We start from the raw sequence: 18195 nt of genomic DNA on the forward strand, positions 1-18195 counted from the left end.
CTGGCGTCGAAGGCCGGGTTGGAGGCGAACGCCACCCGGTCCCGGGCATTGAAATCGGCGTAGCCGTTGTTGATCACCAGTCGGTTGATCGCCCGATGCGGCACCAGCACCCCCTTGGGAGTGCCGGTGGAACCGGAGGTGTACATGATGTAGGCCACCGCTTCGGCGCTCTGGGGCAGATCGAGGTCGGTGCTGGCTTCAGCCAACTCCAGGCGATCCAGGTCGACCCGCACAGCGCTCTGCGCCGAGACCAGGGAGCTCTGGGTCAGCAGGACCTTGGCCCCGCTGTCGTCGACCATGAACTGCTGGCGTTCCAACGGCGCGCTGGTGTCCAGCGGCACGTAGACGGCGGCGCACTTGAGCACCGCCAACTGGCTGACCAGCAGTTCAACCGAACGGGCCAATCCCAGCGCTACACGGTCCCCCGGCTGCACACCCAGGCCTGCCAGATGGCGAGCCAGACGATTGGCCCTGATGTTGAGTTCACCGTAGGTCAGGCATTGTTCATCGTGCACCACGGCGATGGCATCCGCACAATCCTGCGCCTGCTGTTCGAACACGGCATGGACGGTCTTGTCCCGTGGATAGGCGCGTGTGGTCGCGTTGAACGCCTCCAGTACCCGCTCGCGTTCGGCATGGGGCAGCACAGCCAGGTCGTGCAGACGTGTAGCCGGGCTGGACTCCAGTGCCGTGGCGAGGCTCTGCAGCGCGCGCTCCATATACGCGCAGACCCGCTGCGCGCCGATGCCGTTCTTCACCAGGACGGTCAGGGCGAAATCCTCGCCCAGGTCATCCACCGACAACGTCAGGGGATAGTTGGTACGTGATTCGCCGTCCAGCGTCTCGATGCCCTGCCAGGCAGCGTCAACCTCCAGCGCATCGACCTGTTCACTGGAGTTGCGGTAGTTCAGCAAGGCACTGAACAGCGGTGCCGGTGCGCTCACGCCACTGCAGCGTTGCGCCAGGGCCAGCGAGGCGTGCTCATGGCCCAACAGCGCGGTGAGACGCCCATGGACGGCCTGGACACCCGTGCGGACATCCTGGTCATCGACGCTGACGCGAAGGGGCAAGGTATTGATGAACATGCCCAATGCGCGGTCGGCACCCTGGCCGCCCTGCATCCGGCCCAGCAGCACCGTACCGAACACCACCTCGGATTTGCCCGAGACACAGGCCAGGACTTGCGCCCAGGCCAAGTGACAAAGGCTGGCCGTCCCCACGCCGGACCGGCGCGCAAGACGCCGCAGACGACGGCTCAGATCGCGCTCGAGCAATCGGCCGGCTTCTTCGATGTCGTGGCCGTCCCCCTGCACCTGTTGCAAGCCGAACGGCAGGGTCGGCTCCTCCACGTCGCCGAGCATGTCGCGGAAGAACGCCTCGTGCTCTTCCTGGCTCACGCCCAGGCGAGCCTGGGCCACATAGTTGCGATAAGGCACTGCCGCATCCAGTTGCCCGACTTGCCCCAGCAGATGCGCCTGCATTTCGCGCTGCACCACTTTGAGCGCCGTATGGTCAAGGGCGATGTGGTGGAACAGCAGCAGGGCGACCCAGCGCTGGTTGGGCTTGTCTTCGGCGAAGGCCAGGTGCATCAACGGTGCCTGGGTCATGTCCAGCCCATAGAGCCGGGCATCGAAACGTTGTTGCAACTGTTCGACGATGCCTGCGCCTTGCGGGTCCGGCTCGAACGCTTCCAGCTTCAGCGGCGCCTGGCGCCAGACCACTTGCTGAGGTTCGTCGAGGCCTTCCCACACGATCGCGGTACGCAAGATGTCGTGGCGATCGATGACGCTCTGCAACGCAAGGATGAAATCATCGAGGCGCTGCCGGTCTCGCAGGCCAAACAGCGCCTGAAGGAGATAGGGGTCGCCCTGCTCGGCCGACAGATGATGGTAGAGAATCCCCTCCTGGAGCGGTGCCAGGGGGTAGATGTCCTGCACATTGCCCGCACCACCCGGCACGCTCGCCACGATCCGGTCGATGGCCTCCTGGTCCAGCCTGGTCAACGACAGCATGTCCGGCGTGATTCTCGTGCAATCCCGGGCAATGCCGTTGGCCGGCACCTCGACTTCGCAGTACCCGCCCACTGCCGCCGCCAGCGCCGATAGCGTTGGCTGGCCGAACAGCACGCGCACGTCGGCACTCAGGCCCACCTGACGCATCCGCTCGATCAGGCTGACAGCCAGCAAGGAATGACCGCCCAGTTCGAAGAAATGGTCGTGACGACCGACCTGTTCCACGCCCAGCAGCGCTTGCCAGATCTGCGCCAGGGTGGTTTCGACGTCGCCTTGAGGGGCTTCATAGCCTCGGGTAATGACCGAGTCGAGGTCTGGCGCCGGCAAGGCCTTGCGGTCCAGCTTGCCGTTGGGGGTCAACGGCAAGGCGTCCAGGCGCACGTAGGCCACGGGCACCATGTAATCCGGCAATTGCCCTTGCAGATGGCTGCGCAGGGCCTCGATGTCCACGGCCCGGGACTCGGTGAAATAGGCCACCAGGCGTTTATCGCCGGGGACGTCCTCACGGGCCAGGATCACCGCCTCTTTTACCGCTTCATGCCCAGCGAGCCGTGCTTCGATCTCCCCCAGTTCGATGCGGAAACCACGGATCTTCACCTGGTCGTCGTTACGACCCAGGTATTCGATATTGCCGTCCGGCAGGTATCTCCCCAGGTCGCCGGTCCTGTACATCCGGGCGTTGGTTTCGTGGCTGAACGGGTCCTTCAGGAAGCGTTCGGCGGTGAGGTCATCGCGATTGAGGTAACCGCGCGCCACACCGGCACCGCCGATATAGATCTCTCCTGGCACACCCAATGGCACCGGTTGTCGCTGTTCATCCAGCAGATAGAACTGGGTATTGGCTACCGGTTTACCGATATGCGCAGCGAAACCCTCTTCGCGGGACATCGATACCCAGCTTGAGTAAGTGGTGGTTTCCGATGGGCCATAGAGGTTGCACAGGCGCTTGACGGAAGTCTGCTCGAACAGCGCTTCCACCAGGCTGCGCTTGAGGGCTTCACCCGCCACGTTGACGGTCTCGACACCCTCGCCCAAGCCACCGGATTCCAGCAGTGCCTTGAGGGCCGACGGCACCGTGTTGATCAAGGTGATGTCGTGCTCGCCCTGTTGCAGTTCCAGCACATTGGCGACCACGTCGATGCTGCCACCGCAGGTCAACGGCGCGAAGCACTCGTAGACCGCCAGGTCGAAGTTCAGCGAAGTGGAGAACAGCGTCTTCGACAAGGTTTCAGAGTCGAAGGAACGCTGTGCCCAGGTCAGGAAGTTCACCGTGTTGCGGTGCTCGATCATCACGCCCTTGGGCAGACCGGTGGAACCGGAGGTGTAGATCACATAGGCCAGGTGCGACGAGGTCAGTTCCGGAACCTGGGGATTCAGAACGGATTCGTCCTGCCAAAGTTCGCTGCCCAGATCGATGACCGGCATCGCAGCGCCGGCCAACAATCCAAGCGTCGCCGCCTGGGCCAGCACCGCCGCCGGGGCGCTGTCTTCCAGCATGTAGGCGATCCGGTCCGCCGGGTAAGCCGGATCCAGCGGTACGTAACCGCCGCCAGCCTTGAGGATCGCCAGCAGGCCCACCACCATGTCGAGACCGCGCTCGACACAGATCGCCACCCGAGAATCGGGTTTTACGCCCTGCTTGCGCAGGTAATGGGCCAGGCGGTTGGCCCGCTCGTTCAATTCGCGATAAGTCAAGCGTTGCCCACGATGCAGCACCGCCAACGACTCCGGCGTGCGCTGAACTTGCGCTTCGAACAGCCCGTGAATCGTCTGCGCCAGCGGGTATTCGGCCTGGGTGGCGTTGAAGCCCACCAGCAACTCTTCACGTTCCGTCGCCGGCAAGATCGGCAGGTCGGCCAATGGATTTTCCGGCGCATGCTCCAGGGCCTCCACCAGGTTCGCCAGTGCCGTTTCCATATAGGCGCCGACCCGTGCCGCGCCCACACCGGCCACGGCCTGAACGGTGAGGCCGAAGCCTTCGCCGAGATCGTCCACCGACAACGTCAATGGATAGTTGGTGCGTTCCTCGCCACCGAGCACCTCGATACCGTTCCAGGCCGGCAGCGCCTCGCTGGACGCCGTCGGTGCGCTGTGGCGGTAGTTGAGCAAGGCGCTGAACAACGGCGTCGGCGCAGCCACACCGCTGCAGCGTTGCGCCAGCGCCAGCGAGGCGTGCTCATGGGCCAGCAACGCAGCCAGTCGTGCGTGGGTGGCTTTCACGCCGGCACGGACGCCGGTTGACCCCACGCGCACCCGCAACGGCAAGGTGTTGATGAACATGCCCAAGGCTCGATCAGCCCCCTCGCCGCCCTGCATCCGGCCCATCAGCACGGTGCCGAACACCACATCGTCCTGGCCGGTCACTCGCCCCAGCACCTGCGCCCAGGCCAGATGGACCAGGCTCGCGGCGCTCACGCCCAGGTGACGGGCTCGCGCTCTCAAGCCCTGGCCCAGATCATGGGCGAGTACCCGCGTGGCCTCCTCGATACCCTGCCCCGTGGCCTGTACATCCTGCAGGCCGAACGGCAGGGTCGGTGCGTCCACATCGCCCAGCATTTCGCGGAAGAACGCTTCGTGCGCTTCAGGGCTCACGCCCAGACGCGCCTGGGCCACATAGTTGCGATACGGCATCGCAGCGCCCAGACGATCGGCCTGGCCCAGCAGATGCAACTGCATCTCGTGGCGCACCACGTCCATCGCGGTGTGGTCCAGTGCCATATGGTGGAACAACAGCATCGCCAGCCAGCGATCCGTATCGGTGTCATGGGCATAGACCAGTTGCAGCATCGGGGCCCGGGTGATATCCAGGCGGTGATGCCTCGAGTCGAAGCGCTGGTACAGCAGCGCCGCCATGTCGCCGTCGACCGGGTCCAGTGCGACCTCTTCCTGCATCAGCGCTGCTTCGCGCCAGACGACCTGCAAGGGTTGATCGAGCCCTTCCCAGAGTACCGCGGTCCTGAGAATGTCGTGGCGGTCGATGACCTGCTGCAACGCACGGCAGAAGTCTTCCAGGCGCTCCCTGGTTGCGAAGGCGAACTGGGTCTGGAGCACGTAGGGGTCGCCCTGCCGGGCGGCGAGATGGTGATAAAGAATGCCTTCCTGCAGCGGCGCCAGGGGGTAGATGTCCTGCACGTTGCGAGCGCCACCGGGCACCGTTTCAACGACCCGGTCGAGGGTCTCCTGGTCCAGGTCGGCCAGGACCAGCATGTCAGGGGTGATCCGCGTACAGCCAGACGGGATCCGGTTGGCCGGTACCACGATTTCATTGCTGCCACCCACCGCGGCGGCCAACGCAGCCAGGGTGGGTTGACTGAACAGCACGCGCACGTCGGCACTCAGGCCCACCTGGCGCATCCGCTCGATCAGGCTGACAGCCAGCAAGGAATGACCGCCCAGTTCGAAGAAATGGTCGTGACGACCGACCTGTTCCACACCCAGCAGCGCCTGCCAGAGCTGCGCCAGGGTGGTTTCGACGTCGCCTTGAGGGGCTTCATAGCCTCGGGTAATGACCGAGTCGAGGTCTGGCGCCGGCAAGGCCTTGCGGTCCAGCTTGCCGTTGGGGGTCAACGGCAAGGCATCGAGACGGACATAGGCCATCGGCACCATGTAGTCCGGCAGTTGCCCTTGCAGGTGGCTGCGCAGCGCCTCGATGTCCACGGCCTCATTCGTCCGGGATTGAGTGAAATAGGCGACCAGACGTTTATCGCCGGGTATGTCCTCGCGCGCCAGGACCACGGTTTCCTGGAGACCTGGATACTGAGCGAGCCTGGCTTCGATCTCCCCCAGTTCGATGCGGAAACCACGGATCTTCACCTGGTCGTCGTTACGGCCCAGGTATTCGATATTGCCGTCCGGCAGGTAGCGACCCAGGTCGCCGGTCTTGTACATCCGGGCGTTGGGTTCGAGGCTGAACGGGTCCTTGAGGAAACGCTCGGCAGTGAGGTCATCGCGATTGAGGTAACCGCGCGCCACACCGGCGCCGCCGATATAGATCTCTCCTGGCACACCCAACGGCACCGGTTGCCGGTGTTCATCCAGCAGATAGAACTGGGTGTTGGCCACCGGCTTGCCGATATGCGCGGCGAAACCCTCTTCGCGGGACATCGATACCCAGCTTGAGTAAGTGGTGGTTTCCGATGGGCCATAAAGATTGCACAAACGCTTGACCTGGGTTTGTTCGAACAGCGCTTCCACCAGGCTGCGCTTGAGGGCTTCGCCCGCCACGTTGACGGTCTCGACACCCTCGCCCAAGCCACCGGACTCCAGCAATGCCTTGAGGGCCGACGGCACCGTGTTGATCAAGGTGATGTCGTGCTCGCCCTGTTGCAGTTCCAGCACATTGGCGACCACATCGATGCTGCCACCGCAGGTCAACGGCGCGAAGCACTCGTAGACCGCCAGGTCGAAGTTCAGCGAAGTGGAGAACAGCGTCTTCGACAAGGTTTCAGAGTCGAAGGAACGCTGCGCCCAGGTCAGGAAGTTCACCGTGTTGCGGTGCTCGATCATCACGCCCTTGGGCAGACCGGTGGAGCCGGAGGTGTAGATCACATAGGCCAGGTGCGCGGAAGTCAGTTCCGGAACCTGGGGATTCAGGACGGACTCGTCCTGCCAAAGTTCGCTACCCAGATCGATGACCGGCATCACAGCGCCGGCCAACAATCCAGCCGTCGCCGTCTGGGCCAGCACCGCCGCCGGGGCGCTGTCTTCCAGCATGTAGGCGATCCGGTCCGCCGGGTAAGCCGGATCCAGCGGTACGTAACCGCCGCCAGCCTTGAGGATCGCCAGCAGGCCCACCACCATGTCGAGGCTTCGCTCGACACAGATCGCCACCCGGGAATCGGGTTTCACCCCCTGCTTGCGCAGGTAATGGGCCAGGCGGTTGGCCCGCTCGTTCAGTTCGCGATAGCTCAGGCGTTGTCCGCGATGCAGCACCGCCAGCGACTCCGGCGTGCGCTGAACTTGCGCTTCGAACAACCCGTGAATCGTCTGCGCCAGCGGGTATTCGGCCTGGGTGGCGTTGAAGCCCACCAGCAACTCTTCGCGTTCCGTCGCCGGCAAGATCGACAGGTCGACCAATGGATTTTCCGGCGCATGCTCCAGGGCCTCCACCAGGCTCGCCAGTGCCGTTTCCATATAGGCGCCGACCCGTGCCGCGCCCACACCGGCCACGGCCTGAACGGTGAGGCCGAAGCCTTCGCCGAGATCGTCCACCGACAACGTCAATGGATAGTTGGTGCGCTCTTCGCCACCCAATGCCTCGATCCCTTGCCAGGCCGATGACATGTGCAACGTAATGGACTCGGCGCTGGTATGACGATAATTGAGCAGCGCGCTGAACAACGGTGTCGGCGCGGCTACCCCGCTGCAACGCTGGGCCAGTGCCAGGGAGGCGTGTTCATGCCCCAGCAATCCGGACAGTCGAGCGTGCGTCGCCAATACACTGTCCCGCACGCGCCCACCCACCGGTACACAGATGGGCAGTGTATTGATGAACATCCCCAGCGCCCGGTCGGCGCCCTCGCCGCCCTGCATCCGGCCCATCAGTACCGTGCCGAACACCACCTTCTCACGGCCCGAGACGCGGCCCAGCACCTGGGCCCAGGCCAGGTGATGCAGGGCAGCCGCGCTCACCCCCAGGCGCCGGGCCTGGGCGCGCAGGCGTTGACTCAGATCGATCGCGACGTCCTGTCGGGTTTCCTCCATGACGCCGTTATCGCCGCGAACATCCTGCAAGCCGAAAGGCAGCGTCGGCTCGTCGACACCCCCGAGCATATCGCGGAAGAATTCTTCGTGCTCTTCAGGGCTCACGCCCAGGCGCGCCTGGGCCACATAGTTGCGATACGGCACCGCATCGCCCAACCGGCCAGCCTGCCCCAGCAGGTGGGCCTGCATCTCGTGCCGAACCACTTCCAGCGCCGCATGGTCAAGCGCCATGTGATGGAACAGCAGGCTCGCCACCCAACGCCGGTTGGGCGCATCCTCGGCAAATCGAATGCACATCAGCGGTGCCTGGCGAATATCCAGGCGATGATGACTGGCGTCAAAACGCGCCTTCAACTGGCCAGCGACGTCGCCGTCGCCAGGACTGAGGCGCATCTGCTCGACGCCCAACACTGCCTTGCGCCAGACCACCTGCACCGGCTCCTCCAGCCCTTCCCAGGCCATGGAAGTGCGCAGGATGTCATGGCGGTCGATCACACCCTGCAAGGCCAGGGAGAAGTCATCCAGGCGTTCGCGGCTGTCGAAGGCGAACTGCGCCTGCAATACGTAGGGATCGCCCTGTCTGGCGGCGAGATGGTGATAAAGGATGCCTTCCTGCAACGGCGCCAGGGGATAGATGTCCTGCACATTGCCCGCACCACCCGGCACGCTCGCCACGATCCGATCGATGGCCTCCTGGGACAAGGCCACCAGCGGCAGCAGGTCCGGTGTGATGCGTTGGCAATCGGGTGCGATCAGGTTCGCCGGAACCTGCACTTCCTGGTTGTCATGGCGGCCGACGGCCGCGGCCAGCGCGGCCAGGGTGGGTTGGCCGAACAGCACGCGCACGTCGGCACTCAGGCCCACCTGGCGCATCCGCTCGATCAGGCTGACAGCCAGCAGGGAATGACCGCCCAGTTCAAAGAAATGGTCATGGCGACCGACCTGTTCCACACTCAGCAGCGCCTGCCAGAGCTGCGCCAGGGTGGTTTCGACGTCGCCTTGCGGGGCTTCGTAGCCACGGGTGATCACTGCATCCAGATCCGGTGCCGGCAAGGCCTTGCGGTCCAGCTTGCCATTGGGGGTCAACGGCAAGGCGTCCAGGCGCACGTAGGCCACGGGCACCATGTAGTCCGGCAGTTGCCCTTGCAGATGGCTGCGCAGGGCCTCGATGTCCACGGTCCGGGACTCGGTGAAATAGGCCACCAGGCGTTTATCGCCCGGGACATCTTCGCGAGCTTGTACCACGGCTTCTTTTACGGCCTCGTGCCCGGCGAGCCGTGCTTCGATCTCCCCCAGTTCGATGCGGAAACCACGGATCTTCACCTGATCGTCGTTACGACCCAGGTATTCGATATTGCCGTCCGGCAGGTATCTCCCCAGGTCGCCGGTCCTGTACATCCGGGCGTTGGTTTCGTGGCTGAACGGGTCCTTCAGGAAGCGTTCGGCGGTGAGGTCATCGCGATTGAGGTAACCGCGCGCCACACCGGCACCGCCGATATAGATTTCTCCTGGCACACCCAATGGCACCGGTTGTCGCTGTTCATCCAGCAGATAGAACTGGGTATTGGCCACCGGTTTACCGATATGCGCAGCGAAACCCTCTTCGCGGGACATCGATACCCAGCTTGAGTAAGTGGTGGTTTCCGATGGGCCATAGAGGTTGCACAGGCGCTTGACGGAAGTCTGCTCGAACAGCGCTTCCACCAGGCTGCGCTTGAGGGCTTCACCCGCCACGTTGACGGTCTCGACACCCTCGCCCAAGCCACCGGATTCCAGCAGTGCCTTGAGGGCCGACGGCACCGTGTTGATCAAGGTGATGTCGTGCTCGCCCTGTTGCAGTTCCAGCACATTGGCGACCACGTCGATGCTGCCACCGCAGGTCAACGGCGCGAAGCACTCGTAGACCGCCAGGTCGAAGTTCAGCGAAGTGGAGAACAGCGTCTTCGACAAGGTTTCAGAGTCGAAGGAACGCTGTGCCCAGGTCAGGAAGTTCACCGTGTTGCGGTGCTCGATCATCACGCCCTTGGGCAGACCAGTGGAGCCGGAGGTGTAGATCACATAGGCCAGGTGCGACGAGGTCAGTTCCGGAACCTGGGGATTCAGAACGGATTCGTCCTGCCAAAGTTCGCTACCCAGATCGATGACCGGCATCGCAGCGCCGGCCAACAATCCAAGCGTCGCCGCCTGGGCCAGCACCGCCGCCGGGGCGCTGTCTTCCAGCATGTAGGCGATCCGGTCCGCCGGATAGGCCGGATCCAGCGGTACGTAACCGCCGCCGGCCTTGAGGATCGCCAACAGGCCTACCACCATGTCGAGGCTTCGCTCGACACAGATCGCCACCCGGGAATCGGGTTTCACCCCCTGCTTGCGCAGGTAATGGGCCAGGCGGTTGGCCCGCTCGTTCAGTTCGCGATAGCTCAGGCGTTGTCCGCGATGCAGCACCGCCAACGACTCCGGCGTGCGCTGAACTTGCGCTTCGAACAGCCCGTGAATCGTCTGCGCCAGCGGGTATTCGGCCTGGGTGGCGTTGAACGCCTGCAACACCTGCCGCCGCTCGGACTCGGACAGGATCTCCAGGTCATTGACGGCGGTGTCGGGGGCGAACTCCAGCGCCTCCACCAGGCTCGCCAATGCTGTCTGCATGTAGCCACCGACCTGGCGGGCATCCACCGCACCGGCGGTCTGCACGCTCAGCAGGAACCCTTCGCCCTGGTCGTCCACCGACAACATGCACGGATAGTTGGTCCGCTCCATGACCTGCAGCACTTGCGTACCGGCCCAGCGGTCGACACCCTCGCCCTCCTGGGACGGGCTGTGGCGGTAGTTGAGCAAGGCGCTGAACAGCGGCAACGATGCCGGTACGCCACTGCAGCGCTGGGCCAGGGCCAGGGAGGCGTGCTCATGGCCCAACAGGGCCGTCAGCCGTGCGTGGGTCGCCTTGACCCCGGCGCGTACCGGCTGCCCTCCCACGTCGACTCGCAACGGCAGGGTGTTGATGAACATGCCCAGGGCCCGATCGGCTCCTTCGCCGCTTTGCATGCGGCCCAGCAACACCGTACCGAAGACCACATCCTCGCGACCGGACACACGTCCCAGCACTCGTGCCCACGCCAGGTGATGCAAGGCTGCCGCGCTCACGCCGAGTTGGCGCGCCTGCTGCCGCAAGCGCCGGCACAGCGTGGGATCGAGGTTCAGCTTGACCTCCTCGATGCCCCGACCGTCACCCTGGACTTCCCGCAGGCCGAACGGCAGCGTCGGCTCCTCCACATCGGCGAGCATGTCGCGGAAGAAACGCTCATGCTGCTCACGGGGTACCCCCAACAGCGTCTGGGCCACGTAGTTGCGGTAAGGCATGGCCGCCTCCAGGCGGTCAGCCTCGCCCGTGAGGAACGCCAGCATCTCCTCCTGCATCACGTCCAGGGCGGTGTGGTCCAGGGCGATGTGATGGAACAGCAGAACCGCGACCCACCGCTGGTGAACGCTGTCCCAGGCGCAGGCCAGGCGCATCAGCGGCGCCTTGTCCAGGTCCAGCCGGCAATGACGAGGATCGAACCGCGCCTGCAACTGCGCGGCGATATCGCCTTCGGCCGGGTCGAGGGCCTGCTCTTCGAGCGTCAGCCGGCTCTGGCGCAGTACCACCTGCAATGGCGCGTCGAGACCTTCGCGAAGCAGCGCGGTCCTGAGGATATCGTGGCGATCGATCACCGCCTGCAAGGCAGCCACGAAGTCGTCGAGCCGAGGGCGGCTGTCCAGGGCGAATGTGGCTTGCAGCAGGTAGGGATCGCCTTGTTCGGCGGCGATGTGGTGATAAAGGATGCCCTCCTGCAACGGCGCCAGGGGGTAGATGTCCTGCACGTTGCCGGCACCGCCCGGCACACCGGCGACGATCCGGTCGAGGGTGTCCTGGTCCAGGCTCACCAGCGCCAGCATCGACGGCGTAATGCGCTGGCACCCGGCGGGGATGCCGTTGGCCGGCACGCTGATCTCGGCGCGACCGCCCACGGCCGCCGCCAGGGCGGCCAAGGTAGGTTGACCGAACAGCACCCGCACATCGGCGCTCAGGCCGGCCTTGCGCATCAGTTCGATCAGTTTCACCGCCAGCAGCGAATGTCCGCCCAACTCGAAGAAATGATCGTGCCGTCCCACCTGCCCGACACCGAGCACCTCGGCCCACAAGCCTGCCAGCGTGGTTTCCACCTCCCCCAGCGGCGCTTCGTACGCACGGCTGGCGAAGGCATCCGCTTCCGGGGCCGGCAACGCACGACGGTCCAGCTTGCCATTGGGTGACAGCGGCAGTTTTTCCAGGCGCACGAAGGCCGCCGGGACCATATAGTCCGGCAGCAGCGCTTGCAGGTGTGCACGCAGGTCATCGGCCTCGGCCACGGCCTCGGTGGACTGGGCGGTGATGTAGGCCACCAGGCGCTTGTCGCCGGGGCTGTCCTCACGGGCGACCACGGCCGCCTCTTTCACACCGGCGTGCTGGCAGAGCCTGGCCTCGATTTCCCCCAGCTCGACACGGAAGCCGCGGATCTTGATCTGGTCGTCGTTACGACCCAGGTATTCGATATGGCCATCGGGCAGGTAGCGCCCCAGGTCGCCGGTCTTGTACAGGCGTGCCTGCCCGTCGCTGGCGAAAGGGTCGCGGATGAAACGCTGCGCAGTCAGGTCGTCGCGGTTCAGGTAGCCACGGGCGACGCAGACGCCACCGATGTGAATCTCGCCCACCACGCCAACCGGCACCGGTTGCAGGTGTTCGTCCAGCAGATAGATGCGCGTATTGGCCACCGGCTGGCCGATCGCCGGCAACGTCGGCCAGGCCGCGACAGCGTCCGGCAAGGTCAGCGCCGTGGTGACATGGGACTCGGTCGGCCCGTAGTGGTTGTGCAGGCGGCAGCCATCCAGGCGTTCGAACAAGGCGCGGATCTGGGGCGTGATGCGCAACTGCTCGCCTGCGGTGATGACGTCCCGCAGGTTGCACTCCAGGGGCGTGTCCCGATGCTCGCCCACCACCGCCTCAGCCAGGGCCTGCAGGGCGATGCACGGCAGGTACAGGCGCTCGATGCGCTGTTGACGGATGTGCTCGAACAGGCGGTGGAAATTCAGGCGGATGTCGGCATGGATCAGGGACAGTTCGCCGCCGTCGCACAGGGTGCTGAAGATTTCCTGGAACGCCACGTCAAAGCCCAGCGCGGCGAACTGCAAGGTGCGCGCCCCACGCCTGCCATGCTGCTCCGCCTGCGCGCCCTGCCATTGCATGAGGTTGACCAGGGCTCGGTGCCCCATCGCCACGCCCTTGGGTTGCCCGGTGGAACCCGAGGTGTAGATGACATAGGCCAGGCTGTCGTCGCTCGCCGGCACATCCGGATCGCTGGTGGGTTGCGAACTGATGTCGAAGGCGTCGCGTGCCTGGGCGTCGAGCAACAGCGCGGGCACGCCTGATTGCGAGAAACGCTCCTGCAACGAGTCCTGGGTCAGCAGCACCTTGGGCGCGCTGTCCTGCAGCATGTACGCCAGGCGCTCGATGGGATACGCCGGGTCCAGCGGCACGTAGCCGGCACCGGCCTTGAGGATGGCCACCAGCCCGGCGACCATTTCCAGGCCGCGTTCCATGCAGATCGCCACCCGATCGTCGACACGGATGCCCAACTCCAGCAGCCGATGGGCAATCTGGTTGGACAGACGGTTCAGTTGCGCGTAAGTCAGGTGCTGGCCTTGATAGCTCAACGCGATGGCGTCGGGCTGGGCGCGCACCTGGGCTTCGAACAATTGATGGACCCGCAACCCCGACGGGTACGCCGCATCGAAGGCATTGAACTCGTCCAGCAATTGCCGACGCTCGGCGGCGGGTACGAAGGCCAGGCTGTGCAGCGGCGTAGCCACGTCGCCGTCCAGGGCATCGGCCACCGATTCGAGCATGGTGTGCATGTAGCCGCAGATCCGTTGCGCACCGATCCCGGCCACTGCCTGGACCGTCAGCCCGAACGATTCGCCCAGGTCATCCACCGACAGCGACAGCGGGTAGTTGGTGCGCTCTTCCCCTGCGAGGATCCGCGCCCCGGCCCAGACCCGCGCCTGGCCTGCATCCTTGGGTGCCTGTGCCGCAACGGCGGTCTGGCGGTAGTTCATCAGCGCGCTGAACAACGGCGTCGGCGCGGCCACGCCACTGCAACGCTGGGCCAGGGCCAACGGCGCATGTTCATGGCTCAGCAGGGTGGCCAATCGGCCATGGGTGGTCTTGAGCGCGGCAAGCACGCCCTGGGCGCCGGCCTCGACCCGCAACGGCAGGGTGTTGACGAACATGCCCAGGGCATGGCCGGTATCCTGGCCGCTGTGCAGGCGGCCCATCAGCACGGTACCGAACACCACGTCCTGGCGAGCGGACAGACGCCCCACTACCTGGCCCCAGGCCAGGTGATGCAGGCTGGCGGTACTCACCCCCAGCCGCCGGGCCTGGGCGCGCAGGCGCCTGGCCAACCCGGTGTCCACGGCCAGCGTCGCCTCCTCGATACCGCTGCCGTCACCCTGCACATCCTGCAGGCCGAACGGCAATGTCGGCTCGTCGACATCCCCGAGCATCTCGCTGAAGAACGCCTCGTGTGGCGAGCTATCGCTGCCCAGGCGCACCTGGGCCACATAGTTGCGGTAAGGCACCGACACCGGCAACGCCGCTGCGCGCCCTTCCAGGTGTGCTTCGATTTCCTTGCCCAGCATGCCGAGGGATGTGGCGTCATCGATCAAATGATGGAACAACAGCACTGCCACCCAACTGCCGTCGGCGGGATCCTCGCTGAAGTGGATGCGCATCATCGGCGCCAAGCGCAGGTCGAAACGGGTGTGGCGTGGGTCGAAGCGGCTCTGCAATTGGCCGGCGATATCGCCGTCGACCTGGTCCAGGTGCACTTGCTGCACCGTCAGCGGCGCTTCGCGCCAGACCACTTGCACCGGCTCCTCCAGCCCTTCCCAGGCCACCGAGGTGCGCAGGATATCGTGCCGGGCGATCACGGCCTGCAGAGCCTGGGCGAAAGCGTCCAGTCGCTGGCGACTGTCGAAGCGCAACAGGGCCTGCAACAGGTATGGATCGCCTTCGGTGGTTGCCAGATGATGGTAGAGGATGCCCTCTTGCAACGGCACCAGGGCATAGATGTCCTGCACGTTGGTCACGCCCCCCGGCACGGTGGCGACGATGCGGTCGATGGCGGCCTGGTCCAGGTCGGCCAGGGGCAGCATGTCCGGGGTGATGCGCGTGGTGTCATGGGCGATCCGGTTGGCCGGTACTGCGACGCCACCGCTGTCTCCCGTGGCGGCCGCCAGGGTGGCCAGGGTCGGCTGGCCGAACAGCACCCGTACATCCGGGTCCAGATCCAGCTGGCGCATGCGTTCGATCAGCTTGACCGCCAGCAGCGAGTGACCGCCCAGTTCGAAGAAGCGGTCGTGGCGCCCCACCTGCTCGACACCGAGCAGCTCGGCCCACAGCGCGGCCAGGGTGGTTTCGACCTGGCCCACCGGTGCCTCATAGCTGCGTCGGGCATAGGCCTGGGAGTCGGGTGCGGGCAGCGCCTTGCGGTCGAGCTTGCCGTTGGTGGTCAGCGGGAAGGCGTCGAGCATCACGAAGGCGCTCGGTACCATGTAGTCCGCCAGCGAGCCCAGCAACTCGCCACGCAACTGGGCAGCGGACAAGGCGACACCGTCCCGGGACAGTACATACGCCACCAGGCGCTTGTCCCCCGGCTCGTCCTCGCGCGCGATGACCACCGCTTCGCGGACGCCTTGGCACGCGGCCAGCCTGGCCTCGATCTCCCCCAGTTCGATGCGGAAGCCACGGATCTTCACCTGTTCGTCGTTACGCCCCAGGTATTGCAGTTCACCGTTGCTCAACCAGCGACCCAGATCGCCGGTGCGGTACATCCGCGCGTTCGCATCGTCGTCGAACGGATCGGGCAGGAAGCGTGTTTCATTGAGCTCCGGGCGGTTAAGGTAGCCACGCGCCACACCCGCGCCCCCCACATACAGCTCGCCGTCCACCCCCTTGGGCACCGGCTTGCCGTACTTGTCCAGCAGGTACAGGCGCAGATCGGGGATCCGCTTGCCGATCGGGCTGACGCCCACCAGTTGCGCGTCCGCCGCGTGTAGCGCGCGGTAGGTCACGTGCACGGTGGTTTCGGTGATGCCGTACATGTTCACCAGTTGCGTGCCGGCGTTGATCTCCCGGGCATACCACGGTTTGAGAATGCCGGTCTCCAAGGCTTCGCCGCCGAAGATCACCTGGCGCAGGCTGTGCCTGAGCTCGCTTTCGCCCTGGGCCGCGATCAGTTGGCGGAAGGCACTCGGCGTCTGGTTCAGTACCGTGACGCCCTCCTCGCACAGCAGCGTGTAGCAATCCTGCGGTGAACGGCTGACCAGTTGCGGCACCACCAGCAGGCGGCCGCCGTGGGTCAGCGCGCCCCAGATTTCCCAGACCGAGAAGTCGAAGGCGAAGGAATGGAACAGGGCCCAGACGTCCTGGGGACCGAAATCGAACCAGGGTCGGGTGGCCGAGAACAGCCGCGCCACGTTGCGATGCTCCACCATCACCCCCTTGGGCAGGCCGGTGGAGCCGGAGGTATAGATCACATAGGCCAGGCTGCGGGATGCCAGGGTGCCGATATTCGGATCGTGCCGGGGTTGTGCGGCGATACCTGCGGCTTCGGGCTGGTCGAGCAACAGCACCGGCACCGAGACTTCCGGCAATTGATCTTGCAACATCGCCTGGGTGAGCATCGCCACCGGTGCGCTGTCCTCCAGCATGAAGGCCAGGCGCTCCTGGGGGTATGCCGGGTCCAGCGGCACATAGCCGGCACCGGACTTGAGAATGCCCAGCAGCCCGACGATCATGTCCAGCCCACGCTCGACACAGATCGCCACCCGATCGTCTGGGAAGATTCCCAGGGCCAGCAGCCGGTGAGCGACCTGGTTGGCCCGTTCGTTCAGCTCGCGATAGGTCAGCGCCTGGCCTTCATGGACCACGGCCACCGCCTTGGGTTGCGCAGCCGCCCGTGCTTCGAACAGGCCATGGAGGGTGCGGTCATGCTCGTAGCGCTGCGCGCCATCCGCGTTCCAGGCCTTGAGCAGGCGGGCTTCGGCTGGCGTCGGCAAGACAAAATCGCGCACCGCCAGCGTATCGTCCGCCAGGCCCTGTTCCAGCACATGCTGGAAGCGCTCGGCCATGGCCTCGACTTCATCGGCCTGCAGGTACGCCTGGTTGTAGATCCAGTGCAGCCAGGCGTTGTCTTCGTTGGGGTTGGTACGCACGTGAATGGCCAGTGGCATCTGCTCCTGGCCGTTGGAACTCTTCACCGAATAGGCCGTGGCCTCGCCGAACCGGTACAGGTAGTTCTCCTCCTCGTAGGAGAACGACACATCGAACAGCTGGGCGCGGTTATCGCGCCGCAACTCCAGGGAACGATGGATATCGCTCAGGGGAAAGCGCTGGTAGCGATAGTCCTGCTTGAGCGCGCGCGCCACCTCCCGGACCAGTTCACCGAACGGCAGATCATCGGCGAACTGCAGGCGCATGGCGCTGACCTGGGTGAACAACCCGACGGTTTGCTTGAAGGCCGGATTGGAGCGGTTGAGGATCGGCAGCCCCACCACCAGCTCGTCGCGCTGGGTGGTGCGCACGAAATACACATACAGCGCCGCCAGCAATACCGGGAAACGCGACACCTTGTGCACGAGGGCCAGGGTATCGACGCGCTCGTTCAGGGTATGGGGAAAAGGCGTCATGGCGTGGGCGCTGGGCACCACGGTTTCGGTAAAACGGTCCCGGTAACGGGCGGTGAACAGCGGGTCCGGCACGTCCTGGTATTTGTCCAGCCAGTACGCCTGGTCCCGCAGGTAACGATCCGAACCGTGATAGCGGGCGTCGTCCTCGATGAAGCCGACATAGGACGGCGCCGACAGGTCTGGTTCGCGGTTTTCCTCCAGGGCGTTGTAGAGGTCGCTGAACGAGGCGAGCATCAGGTTGATGCCCCAGCCATCCTGGATGATGTGGTGCAGATTGACCACGAAGTAGAACGACGTGTCGTGGAGCTTGACCAGGTAGAAGCGGAACAGCGGGCCCTTGTCCAGCGCGAAGGCCACTTCCAGCCCCTGCTGCACCCAGCTCTGGGCCGCGACCTGGGGTTCGGGCCGGTTGGACACGTCGATCAGCGGGACGCGCACCTCCAGCGATTCGACCAGGGTCTGCATGGGCACGCCGTCGGCGCCGGCGTCACTGTGCAGGATCGTGCGCAGGGCGTCGTGCTTGCGCACCAGCAGGCCGACCGCCTGTTCGACCCGCTGGGGATCGACGGCGCCCTGGATATGGAGGTAACCGCCGATGGTGTACAGGGGCGAATCGCCCTTGGTCATCTGGTCCAGCCAGATATCCCGCTGGGACGCCGTCAGCGGATAGGTGGCCGCAAGCTTGAGGGACTGGTTCATACCCGGCCCTCCGCAGCAG

Annotated in this window: 1 protein-coding gene (running past one end of the window); it reads right to left on the reverse strand. The window is 65.0% G+C overall.

Annotated features, from left to right (window positions below):
• Nucleotides 1-18176, reverse strand: partial view of a non-ribosomal peptide synthase/polyketide synthase gene (locus AC1M7R_RS26695; protein WP_490610129.1) — the 5' portion only. 10891 nt of this gene lie to the left of the window's left edge; the window shows 18176 of its 29067 coding nt (coding positions 1-18176); its start codon is at nucleotides 18174-18176; its stop codon lies beyond the left edge, outside the window.
• Between the last annotated feature and the right edge of the window lie 19 nt (nucleotides 18177-18195).

Source organism: Pseudomonas sp. MS01C9, assembly GCF_058202755.1.